Here is a 26,074-nt window from a genome sequence, read left to right as displayed (position 1 = left end):
GACTACCCCTCATGGCTCTGCCTGAATTCTCCATGCGTTCGCTGCTCGAAGCCGGCGCCCACTTCGGCCACCAGACGCACCGGTGGAACCCGAAGATGGAGCGCTACATCTTCGGCTCGCGCTCGAACATCCACATCATCGACCTGTCGCAGTCGATCCCGCTGCTGCACCAGGCGCTGGTCGCCGTGCGCGACGTCGCCGCCAAGGGCGGTCGCGTCCTGTTCGTCGGCACCAAGCGTCAGGCCGCTGACCCGGTCGCCGAAGCCGCCAAGCGCTGCGCGCAGTACTACATGAACAACCGCTGGCTCGGCGGCACCCTGACCAACTGGCGCACCGTGTCGGGCTCGATCGCCCGCCTGCGCGAGCTGGAAGGCCTKCTGGAAGSCGGCGGCGAGGGCCGCGTCAAGAARGAGCTGCTGAACCTGCAGCGCGAGAAGGACAAGCTCGAGCTGTCGCTGGGCGGCATCAAGGACATGGGCTCCATCCCGGACATCATGTTCGTGATCGACACCAACAAGGAGGCCATCGCCATCCTTGAAGCCCGCAAGCTGAACATCCCGATCATCGCCATCCTGGACACCAACTCGGCGCGCCATCCAGACCTACTGCGACCTGATCGCCGACGCCGTCCTGGACGGTCTGGCCGCTGGTCAGGCTTCGGCCGGCGTGGACCTGGGCGCCGCCGTGAACCCGGACGAGCCCATGCTGCGCGAAGCCAAGGCTCCGAAGGCCGCCAAGGCCGCTGAAGCCCCGGTCGCCCCGGCCGAGGCTGAAGCCGTCGCCGAGGAAATGATCGCCGCTGCTGAACCGGCCGTCGCCGACGAAGCCGCCCAGGCCGCGACCTCGGAAGCCAACGACGCCGTCGAAACCGAGGAAGCCGCGGTCTAATCCGACCCCGCTTTCTACCGACGGCGAAACTGACATACGGCCGGGGTAATCCCCCGGCCGTTCCCGCTTACGAACAAGACTTCAGGAGATACCCCATGGCCGAGATCACAGCCGCCCTCGTGATGGAACTGCGCGCCAAGTCCGGCGTCGGCATGGCGTGGCCGCCGAAGGCCTGGTCGCCGTGGCCTCGAAGGAAGTCGGAGCCGGTGAAGTCGGCGCCGCCATCGAGTTCAACGCCGAGACCGACTTCGTCGCCCGCAACGACCTGTTCCAGAACGCCGCCAAGAAATTCGCCCAGCTGGGCCTTGAGCACGCCACGCTCGAAGGTCTGCACGGCGCTGAACTGGAAGCCGGCAAGTCGGTCCAAGACGAAGTGACCCAGCTGATCGCCACCGTCGGCGAGAACATGCAGCTGCGCCGCGCCGCCCGCCTGTCGGTCGATGAAGGCGTCGTCGCGTCCTACGTCCACAACGCCGTCTCGCCGGGCCTCGGCCGTATCGGCGTGCTGGTCGCCCTGCACGGCGGCGGCGACAAGACCGCCCTGCGCGAACTGGGCCGCAAGATCGCCATGCACGTGGCCGCGACCGCTCCGCTGTCGCTGAACACCGACGATCTGGACCCCGCCGCGATCGAGAAGGAACGTCAGGTCCTGACCGAAAAGGCNATCGGCGTGCTGGTCGCCCTGCACGGCGGCGGCGACAAGACCGCCCTGCGCGAACTGGGCCGCAAGATCGCCATGCACGTGGCCGCGACCGCTCCGCTGTCGCTGAACACGGACGATCTGGACCCCGCCGCCATCGAGAAGGAACGTCAGGTCCTGACCGAAAAGGCCAAGGAAGAAGGCAAGCCGGAAGCCATGATCGCCAAGATCGTGGAAGGCCAGATCAACAAGTTCCAGAAGGACGTGGTGCTGATCAANCGAGAAGGAACGTCAGGTCCTGACCGAAAAGGCCAAGGAAGAAGGCAAGCCGGAAGCCATGATCGCCAAGATCGTGGAAGGCCAGATCAACAAGTTCCAGAAGGACGTGGTGCTGATCAAACAGCCGTTCGTGATGAACCCGGACGTGACCATCGAACAGCTGGTCGCCGACACGGGCAAGGAGCTGGGCGCCCCCGGCCTGCACCTGGCCGGCTTCGTCCGCCTCGCCCTCGGTGAAGGCGTCGAGAAGGTCGAAGGCCCGGACTTCGCCACCGAAGTCGCCCAGATGACCGGCGGCCAGTAAGGCCTCCTCCCTTACGGGATGATCGAACAGAGGGTCGGCGGCTTCGGTCGCCGGCCCTTTTTCGTGGCCGAAGCCGGAGCCGGCGAGGTCGCCGCGACGGACTGTCACGTCAGCGCCGTTCTACCTTTGCATTGCCGCTGCGGCTGGAGTCTTATCCCCGCAACTCAGTGATTCAGGGGGATTTCCATGCGTCTAGCCGCTCTTCTGTCCGCCACGGCCCTTGCCTTGACGGCCGTTCCGCTCGCCACGTCCGCCGCCGCGCAGGACGTTGACCGCGTCGCCGTCAACGGCATCATCGATCAGGGGCTGAACCACAGCCAGGTCATGCAGACGGCGGCCTACCTGACCGACCGCATCGGCGGCCGGATGACCAACTCACCGCAGATGCGTCAGGCCGAACAGTGGACGGCGCAGCAGTTCCGCGACTGGGGCCTGTCCAACGTCCGCGCCGATCCGTTCGACTTCGGCCGCGGCTGGTCGATCGTCCGCTCGAGCGCCCGCATGACGGCGCCGCGTCCGCTGGACCTGCGCGCCATCCCGATCGCCTGGACCCCCTCGACGCCCGGCGTCATCAGCGGCGAGGTCGTCGTCGCCCCGATGGCGACGGCGGGCGACTTCGCCAAATGGCGCGGCAAGCTGGCCGGGAAGATCGTTCTGGTCTCGCGCCCTACCGCCGGCTCCGAGCCCCTGGAACCGGCATTCCGTCGCCTGACCGAAGAGGATCTGCGCAACGCCAACACCTACAACATGCCCAATGTTTCGGCGCCGTCGACGGAAAGCCTGCGGGGCCCGGACTTCGCCCGTCAGATGGACGCCTTCCTGCAGGAGGAGGGCGCTCTGGCCTGGGTCCGCATGTCCCAGCGTGACGGCGGCCTGCTGCACGGCACCGGTTCGGGCTACCGCATGGACGACAAGCGGCTGACCCCCGGCATGGAACTGGCCGCCGAAGACTATCGCCGGCTGGCGCGTCTGGCCCTGACCGAGGACGCCAAACCCACGCTCGAACTGATGAGCGAGGTGCGGTTCCATGAGGAAGACACCAACGCCAACAACATCCTGGCCGACATTCCTGGCACGGCACGTACGGGCGAATACGTCATGGCCGGCGCCCATCTGGACAGCTGGGTCGCCTCGGACGGCGCGGTCGACAACGCCGCCGGCAGCGCCGTGGTCATGGAAGCCGCGCGCATTCTGAAGGCGCTGGGCGTTCGTCCCAAGCGCACCATCCGCTTCGCCCTGTGGAGCGGGGAAGAGCAGGGGCTGTGGGGCTCGCTGGCCTATGTCGACAAATATGTCGCCACCCGCGCCGCGCTGAACGACGCCCAGCTGGACGGCCTTCCCAACAACCGCACCTGGCGTCAGCGCTGGCCGATCCAGCCGCGCGCCGGCCACGGCGATCTGGTCGCCTACTTCAACCTCGACAACGGCTCGGGCAAGATCCGCGGCATCAACGCCGAGGGCAATGTCGCCGCCGCTCCGATCTTCCAGGAGTGGCTGGAGCCGTTCAACGCCATGGGGGCCTCGACGGTGTCGATGCGCACCTCGGGCGCGACCGACCACGTCTATATGCAGACCGTCGGCGTCCCGGGCTTCCAGTTCATCCAGGACCCGCTCGACTACGGGTCGCGGCTGCACCACACCTCCATCGACAGCTACGACCACATGCGCGCCGAGGACCTGCGTCAGGCCGCCATCATCATGGCCGCCTTCCTGCTGAACGCCGCCAACAGCGACGAGCCCCTGCCGCGCATGCCGGTGCCGACGCAGCCCACGGCGACGGACCCGTTCCCGCTGCAGCAGTAGGCGTTGAGGGCGTCGCGGTGCGACAGTCTCGACGCCTTCTCCCCGCTGACGACACCCGCTAAAGCACCGGGATGATCGGAAGACTCAATCACGTCGGCGTCGCCACTCCCTCGATCGAGGCCAGCGTCGCCCTGTACCGCGACATGCTGGGCGCCACGAAGGCGCATGAGCCGTTCGACCTGCCGGCGCAGGGGGTACGCGTCTGTTTCGTCGACCTGCCCAACAGCCAGATCGAGCTGATCGAGCCGCTGGGCGACGACAGTCCGATCCACGGCTTCCTCGCCAAGAACCCCAAGGGCGGACAGCACCACGTTTGTTTCGAGGTCGAGGACATCCTCGCCGCTCGCGACGCCCTGCGGGCGAAAGGGGCGACCATTCTCGGCACGGGCGAACCGCGCATCGGCGCCCACGGCACGCCGATCATCTTCGTCCATCCCAAGGACATGGGCGGGGTGCTGGTCGAACTGATGGAAACGCCCAAGGACGGAGCGCACTGATGCCCATTGGCCCGATCACCATGTTCGCCATCTACCTCGTCTGCTGGTGGACCGTGTTGTTCGCCGTCCTGCCGCTGGGGACGTCGAAGGAACGGCACGACGTCCCGACCGATGGCGCCCAATGGGGTGCGCCCGAGAAGCCTGACCTGAAGCGCAAATTCATCACCACGACCTGGGTCGCGGCCCTCGTCTGGGCGCTGGTGATGTTCCTGGTCTTCATCGGCTGGATGCCGCTGCCGGACCTGGCTCCGCCCGTCTGAGGATCGCCTGATGACCGACCGCCTGTTCCTCATCAACCCGCACTGGACCGACGACGACGGTGGACCGTGGTTCTGCCCGGCCGGTTCGGTCGTCGAGGGCGTTCTGGCCTTCTATCCCGACCTGACGACGCAGCTCGACATCACGCGCCTCGATTTCCCGCGCCCGCGCCCGGCTGTGATCGAACAGGTCGGCGAGGACCACCAGAGCTGCCCGATCCTCATCCTCGACGAAACCTTCGACTGGCCCGAAGCGAAGACCAGCGAAACGACCGGCAAACGCTTCCTGCAGGATCAGGCGATCATCCCGTATCTGGCCGCGCGCTACGGTATTGGTCTGCCGCATCCCTGATCCATTCCGCGCGTTTGTGACGACCGCCTAGCTTTCGCCCCGTCCGAGCGGCTAAAGCGGTGCTTCACCTTCTGTCCCGGATTCTGCCCATGCGCCTGTCGCGCTATTTCCTGCCCACGCTCAAGGAGGCGCCCTCGGACGCCCAGATCGTCTCGCACCAGCTGATGCTGCGCGCCGGGATGATCAAACAGGAGGCCGCCGGCATCTACGCCTGGCTGCCGCTGGGCCTGCGGGTGCTGAACAAGGTCGAGCAGATCGTGCGCGAAGAGCAGGAGCGGGCAGGGGCCGTTGAACTGCTGATGCCCACCCTGCAACTGGCCGACCTGTGGCGCGAGAGCGGCCGCTACGATGCCTACGGCCCAGAGATGCTGCGCATCACCGACCGGCACGAGCGCGAGCTTCTGTACGGACCGACCAATGAGGAGATGATCACCGACATCTTCCGCGGCTTCGTGAAGAGCTACAAATCCCTGCCGCTGAACCTCTTCCACATCCAGTGGAAGTTCCGCGACGAGCGCCGCCCGCGCTTCGGCGTCATGCGCGGCCGCGAATTCCTGATGAAGGACGCCTATTCGTTCGACATCGACGAGGCCTCGGCCCGCAAGGCCTATAACCGCATGCCTATCTGAACACCTTCGCCCGCATGGGCCTGAAGGCCGTGCCGATGCGCGCTGACACCGGCCCCATCGGCGGCGACCTTAGCCACGAGTTCATCGTCCTGGCCGACACCGGCGAAAGCCAGGTCTTCTGCGACCGCAAGCTGGTCGAGATGCCGGCCCCCGGCATGGACGTCGACTGGGACGACCTGCAGGCCATCGTCGACGAGCGCATCTCGATGTACGCCGCGACCGAGGAAATGCACGACGCCGGCCAGTTCGAGAGCCAGACGGCCGAGGCTGACCGCCTGACCGCCCGCGGCATCGAGGTCGGCCACATCTTCTATTTCGGCACCAAATACTCGGCGCCGATGAAGGCGAAAGTCGCCGGGCCCGACGGCAAGGACACCGAGGTCCATATGGGCAGCTACGGCGTGGGCGTGTCCCGCCTGCTGGGCGCCATCATCGAGGCCAGCCACGACGAGAGCGGCATCATCTGGCCCGACTCCGTCGCCCCGTTCGATGTGGTGGTCATCAACCTGCGCGCCAATGACGAGGCCGTCTGCGCCGCCTGCGAGGAGGCCGTCGCCAAGCTGGAGACGCTTGGCAAGGACGTCCTCTACGACGACACCGACGAGCGCCCGGGCGGCAAATTCGCCACCGCCGACCTGATCGGCATTCCGTGGCAGCTGACCATCGGGCCCAAGGGTCTGGCGGACGGCGTGGTCGAGCTGAAACGCCGCGCCACCGGCGAGAAGCTGTCCGTGCCGCTGGACGAAGCTCTGGCCAAGGTGCGCGGATGACGGACGTCGCGGCGGCGAAACCGACCAGACCGGCGGGCCCGTTCTCGGCCTGGGAGATCGAGCTGGCGCTGCGCTATCTGCGCGCCCGGCGGAAAGAGGGCGGCATCGCCCTGATCGCCATCATCTCCTACGTCGCAATCTCGCTCGCGGTCATGGCCCTGATCGTGGTGATGAGCATCATGGCCGGCTTCCGGGTCCAAGGGCAGATCCTGAACGACCCGAACCGCGAGGCCGCTGTGACCCGCATCGGCCGTGTGCCCGGCGTGGTCAGCGTCTCGCCCGTCACCGAGAACCAGAGCCTCGTCCGCGCCGCCGGCCAGACGACCGGAGCGGTCGTTCGCGGCATCCGCCCGCAGGACCTGGACTCCATGTCCTATGTCTACGACAGCCTTTCGGCCGAGGCGAAGCGCACCTTCGGCCAGGGCGCATACGGCGGCGACAACATCATCATCGGCAAGGCATTGGCCGATGGCATGGGCCTGCGGGTCGGCGATCCCATCACCCTGTATTCCCCGACCGGCGCCGATAGCGCCTTCGGCAATCTGGGCGGGCTGGAGAAGGTCTACCGCATCGGCGGCGTCTTCACCTCGGGCACGGCCGACTTCGACCGCGCCTTCATCTTCATGCCGCTGGAGCAGGCCCAGCTCTTCTTCGGCAAGGAGGGTGTCTGGGACGTCATCGAAATGAAGGTCGACCAGCCCGACCGCGTCGCCGACCTCTATCCCGCAGTCCGCGCCGCCACCGGACCCAACGCCCTGACCAGCGACTGGCGCGACCGTCTCGCCGCCTTCTGGGGCGCGTTGAAGGTCGAACGCGTGGCCATGAGCATCATCCTCGGCCTCGTCGTCGCCATCGCGGCCCTGAACATCATCTCCGGCATCGTCATGCTGGTGAAGAACAAGACCCGCGACGTCGCCATCCTGCGCACCGTCGGGGCCAGCCAGATGTCGATGCTGCGCGTCTTCTTCGTCGCGGGGGCCGCTATCGGCGTGGCGGGCACGGCCACCGGCCTGTTCCTCGGACTCGTCTTCTGTCTGAACATCGGCGCCATCCAGCATTTCCTCGAGGCGCTGCTGGGCGTCCAGCTGTTCAACGCAGACGTCTATATGCTGGACGCCGTCCCGGCCCTCGTCGATCCGGGCGACGTCTTCTGGGTGGCCGTCTGGTCCCTGTTCATGAGCTGCGTCGCCAGCCTGCTGCCCTCGTGGCGCGCGGCGAAAATGGATCCGGTCGAGGCGCTTCGGTATGAGTAACCCCGTCCTCTCCGTCCGCGGCCTGAGCCGCACCTACGAAACGGCGTCCGGCGGTCTGACCGTGCTCAGGGGCGTCGATCTGGACGTGCGGCCCGGCGAGGTCGTCGGCCTGATCGGCCCGTCCGGCTCGGGCAAGTCGTCCCTGCTGCATGCAGCCGGTCTGCTGGAGCGCCCGACCTCGGGCGAGATCCGCATCGACGGCGAGGATGTCGGCGGCCTCGACGAGCGGGCGCGCACCCACATCCGGCTGGCGAAGATCGGTTTCGTCTACCAGTTCCACCATCTGCTGGCCGAGTTCGACGCGCGCGACAATGTCGCCCTGCCATTGCGCATCGCCGGCGTCGGCCAGACCCAGGCGCGGGAGCGGGCGAGCGAAGTTCTGACCGCCCTGGGTCTCGGCGAACGCCTGACCCACCAGCCGGCCCAGATGTCAGGCGGGGAGCAGCAGCGCGTCGCCGTGGCCCGCGCCCTCGCCAACCGTCCGCGCCTGTTGCTGGCCGACGAGCCGACCGGCAACCTCGACCCTGCCACCAGCCAGACGGTGTTCGAAGCCCTGCACGATCTGGTCAAGAAGACCGGCGTCGCCGCCCTTATCGCCACCCACAACATGGAGCTGGCCGGTCACATGGACCGCGTCTTCGCCCTGAAGGACGGTCATCTGGAAGAGCGCCCGGCCGAGAGCCACGCCTACTAGGGCCGCCCAGTTAGCCGAAAGTTCGTCGCAGGACGGACCGCGCCCCCCGGTGACGCATGTGACCCTTCGGGATCATGCTGATCCTGATCATCAAGGGGCAATCCCAGTACGAGGGAACCCGCACGTTCGCAGACCTGGCGGCCGAGGCGATGCGCCGCGCCGGCCATGAGGTCGTCGTCGACGACCTGATGGACGGGGCCAATCTTGTGGACCGGGTCGAAAGGCTGGCTGCCCGTCTACGACCCGACCTCGTCTTCACAATCAACATACTGGGCGAATATCGCGACCGGCGGGATCAGCGCACCATCGCCCAGCTGTTCGGCGCGCCGCATGTTCTCTGGCACACCGACTACGTCTTCAATCACGTCGAACGTCTGGAAAGGACGGCGCCCGAGACGGCGCTGCTCATGGTCGATCCGACACAGATCGAGGGCGTGCGCGCCATCTACGGCCCGACCGCCATCCCACGGTCCGGTTCTTTCCTCATCCCGCGGCCTGCGATCCCGCGCCGGACGATGCGGAACTGGAGGCCTATGCGGCCCGACCCATTCCTCTGCTGTGGTCCGGGACCTGCCATCGGCCCGATATCCTCTGGAGAAACGCGCCGCCGGCGACGCGGAGGCTGTTCGACAGGGCGGTGGAGAAGGCCCTGGCCATGGAGTGGGCGCCGCCTCATGAAATCCTCGACGGCCTGCTCGCCGAGATCGGCATCGACCTTTCGGATCCGGCCCAGATCAACGTCCGCACCACCTGCCGCCTCCTCGACACGGTCGTGCGCACAACGCGGCGATTCAACTTCATCAAGGCGCTGGCCAAGACCGGCCTGCCCGTCACCATCTGCGGCGAGGACTGGGAGAACCAGCTCTACCGCTTCAAAAACGTTACGTATCTGGGGCCCCAGCCGATGCCGAAGGTCGTCGAGCTGATGCGGCAGAGCAGGGTGGTCCTGAACAACAACGGCAATTTCGGCGCCGGCTCCCACGAACGCCCCTTCACAATTCTGCTGTCAGGCGCGCTGCCCTTCACCGACGTCAGCCGGTACTACGAACAGGTGTTCGAGGACGGCAAGGACATCGCCATGTTCCGCTGGACCGACCTGCCCGCCGGCTTCGAGCGCCTCCGCGGTCTGCTCGACAATCCGGATCAGGCCTTCCCCATGATCCAGCGCGGCAAGGCAAAGGCGGCGGCCGATCACACATGGGACGCCCGACTTCCCATCATTTTCGAGGCGGCCAGAGCCTGCGTCCCGGCATAAGCCCCACGGTCGACCGCACCAGGGTAAACCCGGCTTGCAGGCGGGTCTCCCGGGCCTAGACTGTGGTCATTGCCAAATCGGGAGGCCGCCATGACGCGAGCCCTGTCCATCTTCGCCGTTGCTACCGGTGTCATCAGCTTGGCCGCCTGCGAGCGGACCGGGCCGCAGGCCCCGACGGCGTCTGCGCCAGCAGCTGCGGCGGCCCCTGCAACGACGATCACGCCTACCGCCGGCCCGGACCTGCCGGGCGCTGTGCGCGCCGTCGTCCTGACCGCGCGGCCCGGCATGATCATCTCGGAAGCCGAGCTGAAGGAGCGGGAGGGCAGGCGCTATTACGACGTCGAGGGCCGGATGGCCGACGGCTCCGACATCGAGCTCGACCTGCTCGAGACGCCCTCGGGCTGGAAGGTTGTGGAGGTCCAGCGCGACCTTCCCTGGAACAAGGTCCCGGGGCGCGTCAGGGAAGCCGTCGAAGGCGCCCGCGCCGGTTTCACGCCCGTCCGCGTGATCGAAAGCACCCAGGCAGACGACGGCTCCGTGATCTACGAACTGTTCGCGGAGGGTCAACCCGCGACTCCGGCGCTGGAAGTGCGCGTCCGCGACGGTCAGGCCGAGGTGCTGAAGGAGGTCTGGCCGCACTAGGCGCAGCCATTCCTGTAACCGCTCATCCCGCGAGGGCGGGGATGAGCGGTTATATGGGTCCGCTATTTCTTCCCGGGCGGAGTCGTGAACGGCGAACTCCCGACGGACACAGCCGGCTTGGGCTTCTCGGCCTTCGGTTTCCGGGTTTCCTTGTTGCTGCGTACCTGACCCTTGGCCATGACCGCTCTCCTGCGACGCCTGCCGCCGGAATGGGCGGATGGTGGGTGGCGTTCAACACACCCTACAGGGCGGGATGAGTCTGTTCACCTCAAATGCCCTTGACCGGAACGCAACAAGAACATAGAACAGATACAGAACACGCAATCTGGGGACAAGATCATGGCGCGTTGGATGAGGGATATGCTGTCGCTTGCTTCGTGCGGTGGTTTCGTCTGGATGTGCTGGCAGGTCGCGCTCGCGGCGCCGGTCGCCTGACGGCGGGCGTTTCCCGGGCGAACTGTCCGAAACTGTCGCACGAATTTTCGCGGACACGGACGCTTTGAGCCATCCGCGAGTCGGGGTCTGATCGAACCATGAACGGAGACGTCGGACGGTGAGCGGGGCAGGGGATCAGGGCTTCATCCACCTGCGCGTCCGGTCGGCCTACTCACTGCTGGAGGGCGCGATCAAGGCGGGGAAGGTCCCCACGCTCGCGGCCGATGCAGGCATGCCCGCGGTGGGCGTCGCCGACCGGGCCAATCTGTTCGGCGCGCTGGAATTCAGCGAAGCGGCCAAGGGCGCCGGGGTTCAGCCGCTCATCGCCTGCGCGCTTCCCGTCACGGGCATCGGCGGCAAGATCAACGAGCGCTGGGCCAAGGTCCCGACAGTGGTCCTTCTGGTCCAGAACGAGGCGGGCTGGCTGAACCTCAGCGCCCTGTCGTCCTCGGCCTTCCTTGACGCCGGCTCGACGGATGAGCCCAGCGTGCCCTGGACCATGGTGGCGGAAAGGTCCGAAGGGCTGATCCTGCTGTCGGGCGGGCCCGACGGTCCTGTCGACCCCCTGTTCGTCCAGTCCCGGCCGGACGAGGCCGCCGCGGCCCTCGCCGAGATGGCGCGCGTCTTCGGCGACCGCTTCTATGTCGAGCTCCAGCGCCACGGCCTGCCCAGCGAAGGTCAGGCCGAGCGCGGTCTGGTCGAATGGGCCTGGGCCAACGACGCACCCTTGGTCGCGACCAACGACGTCCACTACGCGAAGGCGGCGCAGGCGCGCTCGCACGACGCCCTGCTGTGCATCGCGGACGGCGCCTTCACCGGTCAGGAAGACCGTCGCCGCATCACCGGCCAGCACTGGTTCAAGCCAGCCGCGGCCATGCGCGAGCTGTTCGCCGACCTGCCCGAGGCCTGCGACACGACGATCGAGATCGCCCGCCGTTGCGCCTTCATGGCGCCGACCCGTGCGCCCATCCTGCCGCGCTTCGACGCCGGCGCGGGCCGCACCGAACCCGACGAACTGATGCATCAGGCCCGTGAGGGGCTGAAGGCGCGCCTGCTGGAAGTCACCCCCGCCGCGCCCGAGGAGGAATACTGGACCCGCCTCGAATGGGAGGTCGGCATCATCCAGCAGATGGGGTTCCCCGGCTATTTCCTGATCGTGTCGGACTTCATCAAATGGGCCAAGAGCCACGGCATCCCCGTGGGTCCGGGCCGGGGTTCGGGCGCCGGTTCGCTGGTCGCCTGGGCCCTGACCATCACCGATCTGGACCCGCTGCGCTTCGGCCTNCCACGGCATCCCCGTGGGTCCGGGCCGGGGTTCGGGCGCCGGTTCGCTGGTCGCCTGGGCCCTGACCATCACCGATCTGGACCCGCTGCGCTTCGGCCTGCTGTTCGAGCGGTTCCTGAACCCCGAACGCGTCTCCATGCCCGACTTCGACATCGACTTCTGCCARGAGCGGCGSGAAGAGGTGATCGACTACGTCCAGGACCGCTACGGCAAGGACCGGGTGGCCCAGATCATCACCTTCGGCACGCTTCAGGCGCGGGCCGTGCTGCGCGACGTCGGCCGGGTGCTGCAGATGCCGCTGGGCCAGGTCGACCGNCGGGTGGCCCAGATCATCACCTTCGGCACGCTTCAGGCGCGGGCCGTGCTGCGCGACGTCGGCCGGGTGCTGCAGATGCCGCTGGGCCAGGTCGACCGCCTCGCCAAGATGGTGCCGGCCAACCCGGCCAACCCCGTGACCCTGGCCCAGGCCATCGAGATCGAGCCGCGCCTGCGCGAGGCCCGCGACAACGACAAGGCCGTGGCGACCCTGCTGGAGACGGCGCTGGAGCTGGAGGGGCTGTACCGCAACGCCTCGACCCACGCCGCCGGCATCGTGATTGGCGACCGGCCCCTGATCGAACTGGCGCCGCTGTATCAGGACCCGCGCTCGACCATCCCGGCCAGCCAGTTCAACATGAAATGGGTTGAGGCCGCAGGTCTGGTGAAGTTCGACTTCCTCGGCCTGAAGACCCTGACCGTGCTGGACCGCGCGCGCCAGTATCTGGAACGGCGCGGCGCCGCGCCCGACTGGAACGGCCTGCCGCTGGACGACCCCAAGACCTATGAGCTGATGGCCTCGGGCCAGACCGTCGGGGTGTTCCAGCTGGAATCCCAGGGCATGCGCGACACCCTGCGCAAGATGCGCTGTGGCTCCATCGAGGAGATCACAGCCCTGATCTCCCTCTACCGGCCCGGGCCGATGGAGATGATCGACACCTACATTGACCGCAAATTCGGCCGACAGCAGGTGGACTATCTGCACCCCTCCCTGACCGAGGTGCTGACCGAGACCTATGGCGTCATCATCTACCAGGAGCAGGTGATGAAGATCGCCCAGGTCCTGGCGGGCTACTCCCTCGGCGAGGCCGACCTTCTTCGCCGCGCCATGGGCAAGAAGAAGAAGGAGGAGATGGACTTCCAGCGCGCGCGCTTCATCGCGGGCGCGTCGGAAAAGGGCGTTTCCGAGGAACAGTCGGGCGGCATCTTCGATCTGGTAGCCAAGTTCGCCGGCTACGGCTTCAACAAGTCGCACGCCGCCGCCTATGCGCTGATCAGCTTCCAGACGGGCTGGCTGAAGGCGACCCATCCGGTCGAATTCATGGCCGCGTCCATGTCGCTCGATCTTAGCAACACCGACAAACTGGCTGTCTTCTATCAGGATTGTCGGCGTTTCGAAGTCCCGGTGAAGTCGCCGGACGTGAACCGTTCGTCGGCCGATTTCGACGTCGCCTGGGACGAGGGGACCGGCTCGGTCCTCTATGCCCTCGGCGCTATCCGCAACGTCGGGCTGGAGGCGATGAAGCATCTGGTCGAGGTGCGCGAAACCGGCGGGCGCTTCACCGACATCTTCGACTTCCTCGAACGCGTCGATCCCCGCAGCGTCAACAAGCGGGCGCTGGAAAATCTCGCCCGCGCCGGCGCCTTCGACAGCTTCCACTCGAACCGCCGCCAGCTGTTCGAACAGGCCGACACCCTGATGGCCTATTGCCAGAGCGTCGCCGCCGAGCGCGCCTCGTCGCAGGTCTCCCTGTTCGGCGGCGATCAGGCCGGCGCCGCCCGCCCGCGTCTGAAGCCGGTCGAACCCTGGGTCGGGCCCGAGAAGCTGGACCAGGAACTGGCCGCCGTCGGCTTCTACCTGTCGGGCCACCCGCTGGAGGACATGGCGCCCGCCCTGAAGCGCAAGCGCGTCACCTTCGTCGCAGAGGCGACCGCCCTGGCCGAAAGCGGCCACGAGGCCTTCCAGATGGCCGGGGTCGTGCGCCGCCGTCAGGAGCGGGCCAGCGCCAAGTCCGGCGAGAAATTCGCCTTCGTCACCTTCTCCGATCCGACAGGCGAGTTCGAATGCCTGTTCCCGCCCGAACAGCTGCGCAAATGCCGCGAGGTGCTGGAGGTCGGGGCCTCGATCATGGTCCGGGTGCGGGCCAAGTCGGCCGACGGCGAGGTGCGTTTCTTCGGCGACGACGCCTCACGGCTGGACGACCTGATCGACGACGGCGCCATGGGTCTGCGCATCCACGTCTCGGCCAGATCCGCCGACGCAGAGGCTCTGCGCAGCCGCCTTGAAAAGGCGAAATCGCCGGGCAAGGGCGGCGAGGTCTCGCTGATCGCCTCGCTGGACGGCCGCCGCGAGGTCGAGCTCAAGCTGCCGGGCCGCTACCGGCTGGACGGCGCCCTGCGCGGCGCGCTCAAATCGGCGCCCGGGGTGGTGCTTCTGGAGGATGCGTGATGGCTGACGTCAAAACCCACACCGGATCGTGCCGTTGCGGCGCCGTCGCCTATGAGGTCGACACCGATCTGGAAGGTCTGATCGAGTGCAACTGCTCGCACTGCTACCGCAAGGGGCTGGTGCTGAACTTCGTTTCGCCGGAGGCCTTCCGGATGACGGCGGACGGTCCGCAGACCGAATATCTGTTCAACAACCACAAGATCCGCCACCTGTTCTGCGACACCTGCGGGGTCCAGTCCTTCGCGAGGGGCGCGGGGCCACACGGCCCGATGGTGGCCGTCAACATCCGCACCCTGACCGATATCGAACCCTTCAGCTGGATCGCCCAGCGCGTCGACGGCCGCAGCTTCTAGGGGCGGGGCGCGAAGTCTTCACGCGGCGTTCCGTCGACGGCGTACAGCCGTTCCGTCGGCAGCTTGATGACCAGACCAGAGTTCGCCAGCCGATGGTCGTAAACTGCGCCCCGCAGGCCGGCCATCGACCCGCCCGAGACCTGGGCCCCCAGCGCATCCATTCCGATCGCCAGACCCTCGCCCATGCTTCCCGTCCACCGGCCCACTCGAACCACCACGGCCCCTTGGTGGCGCTTTCCGGGTCGGGGCAGGACCTGTTCGACCCACTGCCTCGGCACGCCCGTTTCCCGCTCTTCGGCTGGCAGTTTGTGGATCTGGTAGGCCGCCGGCCCATCGACAAACCACCCCATGACCGCGCGCGCCACGACAGTGTTTCCGCCGCCGGGCGTGTCGGTCAGATCCAGCACCACACGCTGCCCCGGACGGGCGCCGGCCATGGCCGCGTCGAAGGCGGCGACCGTCTCGCTGTCGCCCAGCGAGTCGTTGAAGCGGATCATCAGGTCGCCGCTGTCTTCGCTGACCGTCACGGGCGGGCGGTCAGGCCGGAGGGCGTAGAGGTTGGCCAGGCTCAGCCGCCGCTCGGCACCGTCGCGCCCGCGGATGGTCAGATCGCGCGGACGATCCCGACGGCCGGCGGCCAGAACGCGGGCGGCGTATCCAGCGCGTTCGACATCCACCTGAAGGCCAAGCCCGGACCAGAAACCGGCGACGGCGCGGCCGGTCGGCAGGTCTCCGATAGCTTTGAGCGCGTCACCGGGATGGACGCCGGCAAGGGCCGCCGGAGAGCCATCGCGAACGGCCGTGATGCGCCATGTGTCGCCCTCCGGCTCGACCCACAGATCCGAATAGCTGGGGACAAGGCCCCAACTGTCGGCGAATGAGCCGCCAGTGATGGCGTGATGATCGGCGAGGGCGGCCACCGCGTGTTCGGCGTAGCGCAACAGGCTGCGTCGGTCCGATACCGCCTCCGCCTCGGCGCGAAGAACCGGGCTCATTGGCATGGCGCCGTCGGAAAAGCGGTCGAGATAGGCGTACTGGCTGTTGATCAGGGGCTCGATCGAGAGGGCGTCCTGTCGGTAGGCGGCGGCGTCAGGTTCCGTACCCTGCGCCGAAACAGCGCCCGGCAACGCGCAGGCGGCGGCGAACAACAGCAACAAAACAGCGCGCATCGAGGAAGCCTTGGCGACGGGGGCGGGTCGACGCTCGCCCGCGCACGACGATCCGGCAAGTGAATCCCGCGTCATCTCCGCCGCTTTCAGGCTGCGTCCGTCACCGCATAGACCATGATCCCGGTGGCCACGGCCAGGTTCAGGCTGTCGGCCCGGCCGCGCATGGGGATCTTGACGTTGACGTCGCAGGCGGCGGCCAGGGCGTCAGTCAGCCCGGCCTGCTCATTGCCCATCAGGATCAGGGCTGGATGCTGGATCGCCGCGTCGCGATAGCCGTGGGTCGCGTCCAGCCGGGTGCCGATGACGCTGCCCGGCCAGCTCTGCCGCCACGCGAGGAACTCCGCCGGCGTCGCCCGGGCGATCGCCACGGCGAAGACCGAGCCCATCGTCGCCCGCACGGCCTCGACCGAATAGGGATCGACGCAGTCGCCGATCAGGATCACGCCGCCGCAGCCGGCGGAATCCGCCGTGCGGATGATTGTGCCGAGATTGCCCGGATCGCGCACCTGCTCCAGCGCCACCCAGGCGGACGCGGAGGCCGGCTGGATCGCAGACAGGGGCGTGTAGACCTGATCGAACACCCCCAGAACGGTCTGAGGATTTTCTCGGCGGCTGATCTTTTCGAGGATGGCGTGGGTGACGACCACGACCTCGCCGCCACCCGCCCGGGTGGCCTCGCGGGCGCGGTCCAGGATCGGATGCGGCCGCGCGTCCTCGCCGACCAGCAGCAGGCGAGGGGCGCGGTTCTGGTCCAGCGCCTCGCCGATGAATTTCAGCCCTTCGGCCAGAAAACGGCCCGTCACCTCGCGCTCCTTGCGCATGTGCAGGGCGCGCACGGCCTTGACCGTATCGTTGGTCAGGGAGGTGATCAGGCGGTCTGTCACGCCGACCATCGCGCGAAGAAGCTCAGGCCGATCGAGCGCCCGTCGGATCCGTCCTCGGCCAGGGCCAGTTCGCCCCAGTCGATCGTCCCGCCCCGGTCCGCCGTCGCCTCGGCCATCATGTGCGACAGCGACAGGCCCGAGATGCGCGCGGCGTAGGCGTTCAGCAGCAGAAAGGACGCATCGTCCGAAAGCAGGGCCGCGCAATCCTTCAGCAGGCCCGGCAGGTCCTCGAACAGCCGCCAGACCTCGCCGGTGGGCCCGCGGCCGTATTTCGGCGGATCGAGAATGATGCCGTCGTATTTCGACCCGCGCCGAACCTCGCGCGCCACGTATTTGCGGCAGTCCTCGACGATCCAGCGGATCGGCTTGTCGGACAGGCCCGACAGTTCGGCGTTCTCGCGCGCCCAGGCCACCGACTTCTTCGACGCGTCGACATGGGTCACTTCGGCGCCCGCCGCGGCGCAGGCCAGGCTGGCGACCCCGGTGTAGCCGAACAGGTTCAGCACCTTGGGCTTCTTCAGCTGACGAACCCGCCCGTCCAGCCATTCCCAGTTCGCGGCCTGTTCGGGGAAGAAGGCCAGATGACGGAACGGCGTGAACCGGCTGGTGAAGCGCACGTCGCGCCAGGCCAAGGGGAAGGTGTCGATCGGATGGCCCGCGAACCGCCAGCGGCCGCTTTCATCCTCGTCGGTCGGATCGAACACGGCGTCGGCGGCGTCGAAGGCCGTTGGATCGCGCGGCGACCAGAAGCACTGGGGCTCCGGACGGACAACCGTGAACCGGCCATAGCGCTCCAGCTTGCGGCCGTCGCCGCTATCCAGCAGGGCGTAATCGGCCCAGGCGCGGGTGACCAGGGTCTCAGGCGACGGGTTCAGGCGCGGCGGCATGCACGGCTGATAGGCGGAGAGGCGCGGTCTCGTCCAGCACGTCTTGCGTTTCAGCGGGCGCATCGCGCCGATGGCGGGTCTTGTCCCAAGCGTACGGATCAAGGATCAGCCGCCACACGGCATGGACGAAGGCGAAGCTCAGCAGGGCCCAGTAGGCAGGCGCGGCGATCATGTCATCGGCCCGATACGGCACGCCGGCCCGCCGCGCGCCGATGGAGCAGGACAGCCACGCGGACATGGCTCCCAGCGCCAGCACGCCGAGGGCCAGGGCCGGCGTCTCGGGCGGCAGGCCCGCCATCAGCGACACCAGAACGGTCGCGGCGACCCACGCCAGCGACAGTCCGTGCAGGGCCGCGGAAACCAGCCCGGCTCCGATCGTCAGAACCAGCGCCGCCGCGCCGCGCCAGCCCAGCCGCCAGGGCGCGCGCGTGTGCACGCCCCAGGTCTGCATATAGCCCTTCAGCCAGCGGGTCCGCTGGGGCAGCCAGTTGTCGAGGCCGCCGGGCGGCGTCTCCCAGGTCGGCCGCGAGATGACGCCCAGCCGCCAGCCCCGGCTCCACAGGCGAAAGCCGAGATCGGCGTCCTCGGTGACGTTCCACGCATCCCAGCCCTCCACGGCGCTGAGAATATCGGTGCGGAAGTGGTTGCTGGTGCCGCCCAGCGGGAAGGGCAGGCCGAGACGGGCGATGCCGGGCAGGGTGGTCTCGAACAGGCTGGCGTATTCCGCCGCGAACTGGCGGTCGAGGAATGGGGAGGGGTCCGCCGCCCGTCCTCGCCGCCGGATGCGCAGCGGGGCCTGCAGGCAGGCCAGCCGGCCGGTCGGATCGGCGGCGAACCGCGCCGCAGCCTCGCGCAGCTGCAGCGGGTCGGGATCGTCCTCGGCGTCATAGACGGTCAGCAGATCGCCCGTGGCGTGGGCGAGGGCGCAGTTCAGGGCCCGCGGTTTGGTCTGCGGCTGGCCGGGCGGGGCGATGAAGACCTCCAGCCAGGTCGGACGGGGCCCCGCCAGGGCGGCGGCGATGGTCTCGTGATCGTGCTCCTCAAGCACCAGCAGGCCCTGCAGGCGGTCGGCGGGATAGTCGATCCGCGACAGACGCTCGATCAACTGACCCACCACCTCCGCCTCGTGATACAGCGCCGCCACAACCGTATAGCGCGGCCATACCGCAGGCTTGGGCGTCGGCGGGGCAGGCACGGCGCTGAGCAGGATCAGTATGAGCCGCCAGACGGCGACGGCCAGAAAGCCCCAAGCGCCCGCGGCGACAAGGCTGTGCCAGAACAGTCGGGGCTCGAACCACATCAACGCTCCGGCCAGGCCGACGAGTGCGCAAAGAGTGAGGCTCTGGACGGGCGCGAGGCTGCGTCTCGCCGCGCTCCGATCGAACGGCGGGCCGAACCGCCGGGTCTCGCGCCGGCGAACCTCCAGATTGTTTTTCTGGTCGTTCTCCACAACGCATGGTTATCGCGGTGATTCGCTGAGGGCAAGGCGGTTGGCGCGGGCAGGGGAATGCCGCTATTCAGTAGAGCTCGTCCGGAGTGCGCGTTTTGACCGCCGTAACCCTCAATCCCCGCTCGCAGAGAAAGCCGAAAGGCGAGGGCCACGCGCGCCGTGCGGAAATCCTCGCCGCGGCCGAGCGCATCTTTGTCGAGCACGGCTATGAGGGCGCCACCATCCGCAAGATCGCGGACGACGTCGGCCTGTCGTCGACGGCGCTCTACATGCATTTCTCGGAAAAGAGCGAGATCCTGCACGAGATCTGCAGCCGCGCGTTTTCAGCCCTGCTGGAGGCCAACGAGGCCGTGACCAGCCGGCCCGGCGAGCCTGCGACGCGGCTGCGGCTGATGCTGGAAGCCTATGTGGCCTTCGGCTTCGAGAACCCCAACGCCTACCGCCTGGTCTATATGACCCGCCCCATCGAACTGCGTGAAGGGGCCCAGTCGGCGGCGACGGAACTGGGCCACCAATTGTTCAGGTCGTTTGAAACAGCGGTCGAGGCCGTCGAGGCGGCCGGTCAGCTGCGCGGCGACGCGCGGACTGCGGCTCAAGCCTTGTGGGCCGGGGTGCACGGCGTGGTGTCTCTGGTGATCACCAAGCCCTATTTCGACTGGGTCGACCGCGAGACCCTGGTCACAACGCTGCTCGATGGGCTGTTCGCGGGTCTGCTGAAGCCATGAGGCTTGCGGTCGTGGCGCTGTCCGGTGTGATCCTGGTCGCGCCGGGCGGGGCCGAGGCGCGTCCGCTGCGGGTGCTGTCGCTGGATCAGTGCGCCGATCAGTATGTTCTCGCCCTCGCGCCCGATGCCGATCTGGCCCTGTCGCCCCGGGCCGATGATCCGGACGCCTGGATGCGGGACGCTGCTGCCGGACGGCGGCGCGTGCGCCCGACGCTGGAGGCGGCCATCGCCTTCCAGCCCGATGTGGTGGTCCGCTACTGGGGCGGCGAGCCCCGCCTGTTGTCGCGTCTCGAGGCTGACGGCGCGCGGGTTCTGACCATAGACGATGCGACCGACTTCAACGGCGTCCGCGCCGACATCCGCAAGGTGTCGATCGGCCTGGGCGCGGCGAACCGCGGCGAGGCCCTGATCGCCCGCATGGACGCGACCCTGCCCGCAACGTCGGCGCATGGCGGAACGAGACCGCGGGCGCAATATCTGACCCCCGGCGGATTTACGGCCGGGAAGGGAACGCTGATCGACGCCATCCTGTTTGCGGCGGGCTTCGCCAATGCTGCCGAGGCTCCCTTCTTCGCGCCGGTCAGCATCGAGCGGATGGTTCTGGTCCCGCCGGCCCGGTTCGTGCTCGGCTTCTTCGACCAGTCGCGCGACGACTGGAGGGGGGCGGGTCGCCACCCCGTACTGCAGCGACTGGCGCGTGGGCGCGTGGCCGCCCGGCTTCCCGCCGCGGCCCTGACCTGCCCCGGCTGGTTCGCGGCGGACGCCGCCGCGATGCTGAAGGCCGGCGCGTGAGGCCGTCGCGTCTGACCGTCGGCCTGGCGCTGCTGATCGTGATTGCGGTCATCGCCGCCGTCCTGCTGGGCGAGAGCGTCTTCGACAGCCGCCAGTGGGCGCAGGCCTTCGCCGATCCGACCTCTGGTCCCGGCGAGGTTCTATGGCAGGTTCGGGCTCCGCGCGCGGCCACGGCGCTGATGGTCGGCGCCGCGCTCGGTCTTGCGGGCGCTGTCATGCAGGGTCTCCTGAGGAACCCGCTGGCCGATCCGGGCGTGCTGGGCGTTTCGGCGGTCGCGGCGCTGGGGGCGGCCGCCGCCATCGTGCTGGGCGCGGCTGCGGTTCCGGGCGCGGTCGAGCTTTCGGCCCTCGTCGGAGCAGGGTTGGCGGGCACGCTGCTGATCCTGTTTTCGGCCCGGGTCCGGTCGCCCGAGGCGCTGATCCTGTTCGGCGTCGCGGTGTCCAGCTTCGCCGGCGCCGCCACGGCCCTGATCTTCAACCTGTCGCCGTCGCCGATCGCCACCGCCGAGGTGATGAGCTGGCTGCTGGGCTCGGTGCAGAACCGCAGCTGGATCGATGTCGCCTGGGTGACGCCGCCGGTGCTGATTTCCGCTGTCCTTGCCGCCTTCGCCGCGCCCGGCCTCCGCATGCTGAGCCTCGGCGAGGAGACGGCGCGCACCTCGGGGCTGCCGATGGCCCGGTTGAGACTGTTGGCCCTCCTTGCCGCCGCGCTGGCGACCGGGGCGGCCGTCGCGGTTGCGGGGGTGATCGGCTTCGTCGGTCTGGCTGCGCCGCATCTGGTGCGCAGCGCCGTCCGTGGCGATCCTGGCCGCTTGCTGGCGCCGGCGGCTCTCGCAGGCGGGCTGATGCTGGTGATAGCCGACCTGCTGGCGCGTCTGACGCCGACGGATCAGGAGCTGAAGCTCGGCGTCTTCACCGCCCTGGTCGGCGCTCCGCTTTTCGCCCTGATCGCATGGCGTGCGGCACGGGAGTGGCGGCTGTGACGGCGTTTCTGACCATGTGGGACGCTGACGCCCGTCTGGGCGCCCGAACCGTGCTGGACGGCGCTGACGTTCAGGTGGAAACCGGCGAACTGGTGGCCGTGGTGGGTCCCAACGGGGCCGGCAAGTCCAGCCTGATCCGGGCCTTCGCGGGCCTGCTGCCGCTGACCGGTGGAATCGTCCGTCTGCGGGGCGACGACGTCGCCGTGCTGTCGGCCCGGAAGCGGGCTGAGCGGATCGCCTATCTGCCGCAGGAACGCCGCATCGCCTGGAACCTGCCCGCCATCGAGATCGCCGCCCTCGGCGCACCCTTCCTCTCCGCGGACAAGGCGGTCGCCGCCGCCCGCGCGGCTCTCGATGAGGTCGAGGCCGGTCACCTGACAGACCGCGGCGTGGCTGAGATGTCGGGCGGGGAGCGCGCTCGCGTATTGTTGGCCCGGGCCCTCGCCGCTGATGCGCCGGGCCTGCTGGTCGACGAACCGACCGCCGGCCTTGATCCCGACGCCCAGCTGATGGTGCTGGAGCGGCTCCAGGCGCGCGCCCGACGCGGGCAGGCGGTTCTGGTCAGCCTGCACGACCTCACACTGGCGGCGCGGTTCGCCGACCGGGTCGTGGTCATGCATCAGGCCGGAGTCGCTGCCGACGCCTCGCCAATGGCCGCCCTGTCGCCGGAGACGATGGCGCGCGTGTTCGAACTCACGGCCCGCTGGGTCGATGGACCCGACGGACCGCTGCTGGCGGCCGACCGACGTCAGTTGGCCGGATAGGGCGTCGCGGTCGTGTCCGTTTCGGGCGCATAGGCGGTGTACGGAGCGGCCCCGACAGGTACGCCGCGCCGCAGGTCCTCGGACAGCCTCAGCTGGCCTGACCCGCCATTCAGCCGAGCGCGATAAATCTGCATGTTTTCCATCACTCGCATCATGTAGTTGCGAGTTTCAGTGAAGGGCGCGCATTCGATGAAGTCGACCGGATCGACGGTTCCGGCGCGTGGATCCCCGCAGCGGGCGATCCACTGGGGCGGTCGCGCGGGGCCGGCGTTGTAGCCGACCGTCGCCAGCAGCATCGAGCCGCCGAAATTCCCGGTCAGGTCGGCGAGGTGATAGCTGCCCAACGTCATGTTGAAGTCAGGGTCCCACAGCCGCTCGGCCGAGAAGGGCATGCCCAGTTGCCGGGCCACCGCCGCGCCGGTCGCCGGCAGGAACTGCATCATGCCCCGTGCGTCGGCGCCGGAGCGGGCGCGCGGGTCGAAGCTGGATTCCTGGCGCGTGATGGCCATGGTGAACTCAAGCGGCGCCGCGCCGGCGACCTGCGGCGGGATACGGATGGGGTACTGGCGCTCGGGCATCAGGAAGCCGCGCTGGCTGGCGGCGCGGCCGACCATCATGGCGGTGAAGCCCTCGCCGTAGTTGCGCGACATGTCCATCAGCAGGGCCAGTTGCGCCGCGCCGGGCAGGTCGTCGTCGAGCTGGTAGGCGAAGACCCGGAACAGGCTGGTCTCGCCTGTCTCGCCGAGGATGCGCATGGCGCGGACGATCTGGTTGTCTTCAAAGGCCGCGACATCGGCGCCGGAGGGCACGGGATCGCCGGGCAGGGTGATCGAGGTCATCCCGGCCTTCTCCGCGGCCAGCTGGCCGTAGAAGGTCTGGATGTGACGTGAACCGGCCTGGTAGTACTGGACGGCGGCCGGGGTGGAGCCTTGCGCCTCGGCGGCGCGGCCCAGCCAGTAGAGCGCGCGACCCTGGGTGATCGGGGTCGATGAGGTCTGGCGCAGGGCTTCGAAATGGGTCGTGGCGCGTGCCGGATCGTTCAGCTTCACCAGCGCGACCCAGCCGGCGAAGAACTCGGCGTCCACCTTGCGGTCGCCCGAGGGGAAGCCGTGACCGGCCATGGCGTCATAGGCCGCCTGCCAGTTTCGCTGCTGCAGGGCGTCGAGGAAGTAGTTGCGGCGCTCGCTCCACAGCGTGTTCTGGCCCTCGGTGTGCGAGGGCGCGGCGGGCAGGGCGCTGAGCAGAGGGAAGGCCTCGGACTGGCGGTTCTGCGACCGCAGGATGCGCACCCGCTCCAGCGCGACGGCCGGATCCCGTGCCTGCGACTGGCTCAGGCCCGCCACGATGGCGTCGGGGCTGTAGGCGCTACGGAGGGCCATGACGGCGTTGGCGACAGCCTGACGATCCGAAGATACGCGTGAAACCATCGACCGCGTCGCCGGACCGTGCGGCCCCAGCAGCAGCATGTTCAGCCGCGCTTCGTGATCGTCCTGGGTCAGCGCGCCGCCCCAGCGGTTGAGAATGCGGGTCTGGGCCGCGTCGTCGAAGGACTTCGTCCGCCACCAGTCGGTGATCAGAGCCTGCGCCTCATTCCGTCGCCCACGCTGCTCCATGGCGTCGGCCAGGGCGATGGCGCCCTGAACCGTCACAGGCGGAGCGGCGGAAAACAGGTTCATGACCGCTTCGGCGCCCGGGGACGCCAGGTCCAGCGCCTTCTCGGCGGCGATGCGCCGGCTGTCTGCGCGCGGCCATCCCGCGAAGCTGGTTTGGGCGACGGCCAGATCGCTGTACGGCAGTTGCTCGCCAGAGGTGTCCAGCAGGGCCCATTCGACCAGCTTGCGCGCGGTCGGGTCGCCGATCTGCGCCGCGGCGTTGCGGGCGCCGCTCACGTCGCGGTTCCGGGCCGCGGCCAGACCCTGGCGGAAGAGGGCCGTATCCTGATCATTGAGGGTTCGTGGCTGGTTGCTGACGGGCCCGGAGGCGACCGCGCTGTACGGCCGCTCCTGGGCGAACAGACCATCGGGCGCCATCGTCTCGAGCGGCGGGGCGAGCAGGGCGATAGCGCCCGCGAGGCTGGCAGCGATCATTACGTGTCCGAACTCCATGCGTCGCGGTTGCGGTCGGGGACCATCTCTCTCAATGACCGCCCCCTTGTTCAAGGGCGTGATCACCGCCCTGATCACACCACTTCGTGACGGAAAGGTGGACGAAGCCGCCTTCACCCGGCTTCTGGAACGCCAGATCGCCGCGGGAATTCACGGCGTCGTCCCCATGGGCACGACGGGCGAGAGCGCGTCCCTGCATCTCGACGAGCACAAACGCGTGGTCGATCTGTGCGTGCGCGTCGCCGCCGGCCGCGTCCGCGTCATCGCCGGCGCGGGGTCGTCGGCGACCGACAAGACCATCGAGCTGGCGCGCTTCGCCAAGACCGCGGGCGCTGACGGCGCCCTGGTCGTCACCCCCTATTACAACCGGCCCTCGCAGGAGGGTCTGGCGCTGCATTTCGAGGCCGTCGCCGACGCGGTCCAGCTGCCGATCCTGCTGTACAACGTGCCCGGCCGCACCGGCGTGGACATGTCCAATGACACCGTCGCGCGACTTGCGGCGCACCCGAACGTCGTCGGCATCAAGGATGCGACGGGCGACCTCGCCCGCGTCAGCTGGATGCGCGCCAATATCGGCGGCCAGTTCGACCTGATCTCGGGCGACGACCCCAGCTACCTCGGCTATCACGCGCAGGGTGGCGTCGGGGTCATCTCGGTGACCTCCAACGTGGCCCCGGAAGGCATGGTCGCCCTGCACGAGGCCGCCGCCGCCGGCGACTACGCCACCGCGCGCGACTGGCAGGACCGGCTGATCGGTCTGCACAAGGGCCTGTTCCTCGACAACTCTCCGTCGCCGACCAAATACGCCCTGTCGCGCCTCCAGCTATGCACCGAGGAGGTGCGTCTGCCGCTGGCTCCCACCGCCGAGGCCGTGAAGCCGGCCATCGACCGCGCCATGGCGGATGCGGGTCTGGTCTGATGGCTTCGACAGCGCCGAAGATGAAGGTGATCGCCGAGAACCGGCGGGCTCGCTTCGACTATTTCCTCGAGGACTTCATCGAAGCCGGCATCATGCTGCTGGGCACCGAGATCAAGGCCCTGCGCGACGGCCGGGCCAATATCGCCGAGAGCTATGCGGCGGTGGAGGGGCGCGAGATCATGCTCGTGAACGCCGACATCCCGCCCTACAAACAGGCCAACCGCTTCAACCACGAGCCGCGCCGGCACCGGAAGCTGCTGCTGCACCGCAAGCAGATCGACAAGCTGATCGGCGCNTGCTCGTGAACGCCGACATCCCGCCCTACAAACAGGCCAACCGCTTCAACCACGAGCCGCGCCGGCACCGGAAGCTGCTGCTGCACCGCAAGCAGATCGACAAGCTGATCGGCGCCGTCCAGCGCGACGGCCAGACCATCATCCCGGTCAAGCTGTACCTGAACGAGGCGGGCAAGGCGAAGATCGAGATCGCCCTGGCCAAGGGCAAGAAGCTGCACGACAAGCGCGAGGCCACGGCCCAGCGCGACTGGCAGCGCGACAAGGCCCGGCTGATGAAGGA

21 protein-coding genes and 8 pseudogenes are annotated in these 26,074 nt (G+C 68.3%); 24 read left to right on the top strand and 5 right to left on the bottom strand.

Annotated elements, in window-relative coordinates; translation table 11 throughout:
* Window positions 1–11: 11 nt before the first annotated feature.
* From rpsB to ASD25_RS21640, 17 genes and pseudogenes are all read left to right on the top strand, one after another.
* A pseudogene (gene rpsB / locus ASD25_RS21705) lies at window positions 12–888 on the top strand (30S ribosomal protein S2).
* A 95-nt stretch (window positions 889–983) separates the two neighbouring features.
* Window positions 984–1,551: pseudogene (gene tsf, locus ASD25_RS29690) on the top strand (translation elongation factor Ts); the annotation flags it as partial.
* 73 nt (window positions 1,552–1,624) lie between these two features.
* Window positions 1,625–1,806 (top strand): annotated as a pseudogene (locus tag ASD25_RS32325) (elongation factor Ts); the annotation flags it as partial.
* A gap of 1 nt (window position 1,807) precedes the next feature.
* A pseudogene (locus ASD25_RS21695) lies at window positions 1,808–2,111 on the top strand (elongation factor Ts); the annotation flags it as partial.
* Between the two features lie 186 nt (window positions 2,112–2,297).
* A complete protein-coding gene (locus ASD25_RS21690) occupies window positions 2,298–3,914 on the top strand; it encodes a M20/M25/M40 family metallo-hydrolase (RefSeq protein ID WP_056620277.1) in 1,617 nt (538 codons plus the stop codon).
* Between the two features lie 71 nt (window positions 3,915–3,985).
* Window positions 3,986–4,411: a methylmalonyl-CoA epimerase gene (gene mce / locus ASD25_RS21685; RefSeq protein WP_056620275.1), complete on the top strand. Its 426-nt coding sequence runs from the start codon at window positions 3,986–3,988 to the stop codon at window positions 4,409–4,411.
* Window positions 4,411–4,671 (top strand): DUF1467 family protein, encoded by a 261-nt coding sequence (locus ASD25_RS21680; protein ID WP_082572548.1) that lies wholly within the window; start codon window positions 4,411–4,413, stop codon window positions 4,669–4,671. The genes mce and ASD25_RS21680 overlap by 1 nt, the downstream gene beginning before the upstream one ends.
* A gap of 10 nt (window positions 4,672–4,681) precedes the next feature.
* A complete protein-coding gene (locus ASD25_RS21675) occupies window positions 4,682–5,020 on the top strand; it encodes a DUF3088 family protein (protein ID WP_056620273.1) in 339 nt (112 codons plus the stop codon).
* An 89-nt stretch (window positions 5,021–5,109) separates the two neighbouring features.
* Window positions 5,110–6,419: pseudogene (gene proS / locus ASD25_RS21670) on the top strand (proline--tRNA ligase).
* Window positions 6,416–7,672, top strand: a complete 1,257-nt coding sequence (locus ASD25_RS21665; RefSeq protein WP_056620271.1) for a lipoprotein-releasing ABC transporter permease subunit — start codon at window positions 6,416–6,418, stop codon at window positions 7,670–7,672. Before proS ends, ASD25_RS21665 begins: the two are co-directional and overlap by 4 nt.
* Window positions 7,665–8,366, top strand: a complete 702-nt coding sequence (locus ASD25_RS21660; protein WP_056620268.1) for an ABC transporter ATP-binding protein — start codon at window positions 7,665–7,667, stop codon at window positions 8,364–8,366. Before ASD25_RS21665 ends, ASD25_RS21660 begins: the two co-directional genes overlap by 8 nt.
* A gap of 637 nt (window positions 8,367–9,003) precedes the next feature.
* Window positions 9,004–9,621 carry a glycosyltransferase gene (locus tag ASD25_RS21655; RefSeq protein ID WP_056620266.1) on the top strand — a complete coding sequence of 206 codons (618 nt, stop codon included), beginning with the start codon at window positions 9,004–9,006 and terminating at the stop codon, window positions 9,619–9,621.
* Window positions 9,622–9,711: 90 nt separating this feature from the next.
* Window positions 9,712–10,263 (top strand): PepSY-like domain-containing protein, encoded by a 552-nt coding sequence (locus ASD25_RS21650; RefSeq protein ID WP_235562835.1) that lies wholly within the window; start codon window positions 9,712–9,714, stop codon window positions 10,261–10,263.
* A gap of 553 nt (window positions 10,264–10,816) precedes the next feature.
* Window positions 10,817–11,982: pseudogene (locus ASD25_RS32315) on the top strand (PHP domain-containing protein); the annotation flags it as partial.
* 1 nt (window position 11,983) lies between these two features.
* Window positions 11,984–12,298, top strand: a pseudogene (locus tag ASD25_RS32310) (hypothetical protein); the annotation flags it as partial.
* 1 nt (window position 12,299) lies between these two features.
* On the top strand, window positions 12,300–14,468 hold a 2,169-nt coding region (gene dnaE / locus ASD25_RS32305; protein ID WP_235562833.1), incomplete at its 5' end, for a DNA polymerase III subunit alpha.
* A complete protein-coding gene (locus ASD25_RS21640) occupies window positions 14,468–14,821 on the top strand; it encodes a GFA family protein (RefSeq protein WP_056620263.1) in 354 nt (117 codons plus the stop codon). The genes dnaE and ASD25_RS21640, both read left to right, overlap by 1 nt.
* Here ASD25_RS21640 and ASD25_RS21635 read toward each other — a convergent pair.
* The 4 genes from ASD25_RS21635 to ASD25_RS21620 form a co-directional block, all read right to left on the bottom strand.
* Window positions 14,818–15,990 (bottom strand): S41 family peptidase, encoded by a 1,173-nt coding sequence (locus tag ASD25_RS21635; protein WP_056620259.1) that lies wholly within the window; start codon window positions 15,988–15,990, stop codon window positions 14,818–14,820. The two genes, ASD25_RS21640 and ASD25_RS21635, sit on opposite strands and share 4 nt — an antisense overlap.
* Before the next feature lie 86 nt (window positions 15,991–16,076).
* Window positions 16,077–16,883: an RNA methyltransferase gene (locus ASD25_RS21630; protein WP_056620256.1), complete on the bottom strand. Its 807-nt coding sequence runs from the start codon at window positions 16,881–16,883 to the stop codon at window positions 16,077–16,079.
* Window positions 16,871–17,761 (bottom strand): class I SAM-dependent methyltransferase, encoded by an 891-nt coding sequence (locus ASD25_RS21625; protein ID WP_056620254.1) that lies wholly within the window; start codon window positions 17,759–17,761, stop codon window positions 16,871–16,873. Before ASD25_RS21625 ends, ASD25_RS21630 begins: the two co-directional genes overlap by 13 nt.
* Complete coding sequence (locus ASD25_RS21620) at window positions 17,733–19,061, bottom strand: glycosyltransferase family 2 protein (protein WP_082572609.1); 1,329 nt, start codon at window positions 19,059–19,061, stop codon at window positions 17,733–17,735. The genes ASD25_RS21625 and ASD25_RS21620 overlap by 29 nt, the downstream gene beginning before the upstream one ends.
* Before the next feature lie 236 nt (window positions 19,062–19,297).
* Between ASD25_RS21620 and ASD25_RS21615 the strand changes: the two genes are divergently transcribed.
* The 4 genes from ASD25_RS21615 to ASD25_RS21600 are packed head-to-tail and all read left to right on the top strand — an operon-like array spanning window position 19,298 to window position 22,474.
* Window positions 19,298–19,936 (top strand): TetR/AcrR family transcriptional regulator, encoded by a 639-nt coding sequence (locus ASD25_RS21615; RefSeq protein WP_369816654.1) that lies wholly within the window; start codon window positions 19,298–19,300, stop codon window positions 19,934–19,936.
* The gene (locus ASD25_RS21610; RefSeq protein ID WP_056620250.1) at window positions 19,933–20,727 is read left to right on the top strand and encodes an ABC transporter substrate-binding protein; all 795 of its coding nucleotides are present in this window, start codon (window positions 19,933–19,935) and stop codon (window positions 20,725–20,727) included. Before ASD25_RS21615 ends, ASD25_RS21610 begins: the two co-directional genes overlap by 4 nt.
* A complete protein-coding gene (locus ASD25_RS21605) occupies window positions 20,724–21,710 on the top strand; it encodes an iron ABC transporter permease (protein ID WP_082572546.1) in 987 nt (328 codons plus the stop codon). The genes ASD25_RS21610 and ASD25_RS21605 overlap by 4 nt, the downstream gene beginning before the upstream one ends.
* On the top strand, window positions 21,707–22,474 hold the full coding sequence (locus ASD25_RS21600) for an ABC transporter ATP-binding protein (RefSeq protein ID WP_056621345.1): 768 nt from the start codon (window positions 21,707–21,709) through the stop codon (window positions 22,472–22,474). The genes ASD25_RS21605 and ASD25_RS21600 overlap by 4 nt, the downstream gene beginning before the upstream one ends.
* Here ASD25_RS21600 and ASD25_RS21595 read toward each other — a convergent pair.
* On the bottom strand, window positions 22,459–24,561 hold the full coding sequence (locus ASD25_RS21595; RefSeq protein WP_235562832.1) for a lytic transglycosylase domain-containing protein: 2,103 nt from the start codon (window positions 24,559–24,561) through the stop codon (window positions 22,459–22,461). The genes ASD25_RS21600 and ASD25_RS21595 overlap by 16 nt on opposite strands.
* Window positions 24,562–24,613: 52 nt before the next feature.
* Here ASD25_RS21595 and dapA point away from each other — a divergent pair, with 52 nt between their 5' ends.
* The 3 genes and pseudogenes from dapA to smpB (ASD25_RS21580) all read left to right on the top strand — a co-directional run.
* The gene (dapA, locus tag ASD25_RS21590) at window positions 24,614–25,498 is read left to right on the top strand and encodes a 4-hydroxy-tetrahydrodipicolinate synthase (protein ID WP_056620245.1); all 885 of its coding nucleotides are present in this window, start codon (window positions 24,614–24,616) and stop codon (window positions 25,496–25,498) included.
* Between the two features lie 20 nt (window positions 25,499–25,518).
* Window positions 25,519–25,793 (top strand): annotated as a pseudogene (smpB, locus tag ASD25_RS21585) (SsrA-binding protein SmpB); the annotation flags it as partial.
* A 1-nt stretch (window position 25,794) separates the two neighbouring features.
* Window positions 25,795–26,074: SsrA-binding protein (gene smpB / locus ASD25_RS21580; RefSeq protein WP_162252103.1), on the top strand; the 280-nt coding region annotated here is incomplete at both ends.

The organism is Brevundimonas sp. Root1423 (assembly GCF_001426805.1).
The sequence above is the reverse complement of the archived record's forward strand: the minus strand, read 5'-3'. Positions and strand labels throughout refer to the sequence as shown.

Excerpts from the sequence above, each read along its gene's own strand:
- ASD25_RS21690 (WP_056620277.1), top strand. The coding sequence starts at position 2,298 with ATGCGTCTAGCCGCTCTTCTGTCCGCCACGGCCCTTGCCTTGACGGCC.
- mce (WP_056620275.1), top strand. The coding sequence starts at position 3,986 with ATGATCGGAAGACTCAATCACGTCGGCGTCGCCACTCCCTCGATCGAG.
- ASD25_RS21680 (WP_082572548.1), top strand. The coding sequence starts at position 4,411 with ATGCCCATTGGCCCGATCACCATGTTCGCCATCTACCTCGTCTGCTGG.
- ASD25_RS21675 (WP_056620273.1), top strand. The coding sequence starts at position 4,682 with ATGACCGACCGCCTGTTCCTCATCAACCCGCACTGGACCGACGACGAC.
- ASD25_RS21665 (WP_056620271.1), top strand. The coding sequence starts at position 6,416 with ATGACGGACGTCGCGGCGGCGAAACCGACCAGACCGGCGGGCCCGTTC.
- ASD25_RS21660 (WP_056620268.1), top strand. The coding sequence starts at position 7,665 with ATGAGTAACCCCGTCCTCTCCGTCCGCGGCCTGAGCCGCACCTACGAA.
- ASD25_RS21650 (WP_235562835.1), top strand. The coding sequence starts at position 9,712 with ATGACGCGAGCCCTGTCCATCTTCGCCGTTGCTACCGGTGTCATCAGC.
- ASD25_RS21640 (WP_056620263.1), top strand. The coding sequence starts at position 14,468 with ATGGCTGACGTCAAAACCCACACCGGATCGTGCCGTTGCGGCGCCGTC.
- ASD25_RS21635 (WP_056620259.1), bottom strand. The coding sequence starts at position 15,990 with ATGCGCGCTGTTTTGTTGCTGTTGTTCGCCGCCGCCTGCGCGTTGCCG.
- ASD25_RS21630 (WP_056620256.1), bottom strand. The coding sequence starts at position 16,883 with ATGGTCGGCGTGACAGACCGCCTGATCACCTCCCTGACCAACGATACG.
- ASD25_RS21625 (WP_056620254.1), bottom strand. The coding sequence starts at position 17,761 with ATGCCGCCGCGCCTGAACCCGTCGCCTGAGACCCTGGTCACCCGCGCC.
- ASD25_RS21620 (WP_082572609.1), bottom strand. The coding sequence starts at position 19,061 with ATGTGGTTCGAGCCCCGACTGTTCTGGCACAGCCTTGTCGCCGCGGGC.
- ASD25_RS21610 (WP_056620250.1), top strand. The coding sequence starts at position 19,933 with ATGAGGCTTGCGGTCGTGGCGCTGTCCGGTGTGATCCTGGTCGCGCCG.
- ASD25_RS21595 (WP_235562832.1), bottom strand. The coding sequence starts at position 24,561 with ATGATCGCTGCCAGCCTCGCGGGCGCTATCGCCCTGCTCGCCCCGCCG.
- dapA (WP_056620245.1), top strand. The coding sequence starts at position 24,614 with ATGACCGCCCCCTTGTTCAAGGGCGTGATCACCGCCCTGATCACACCA.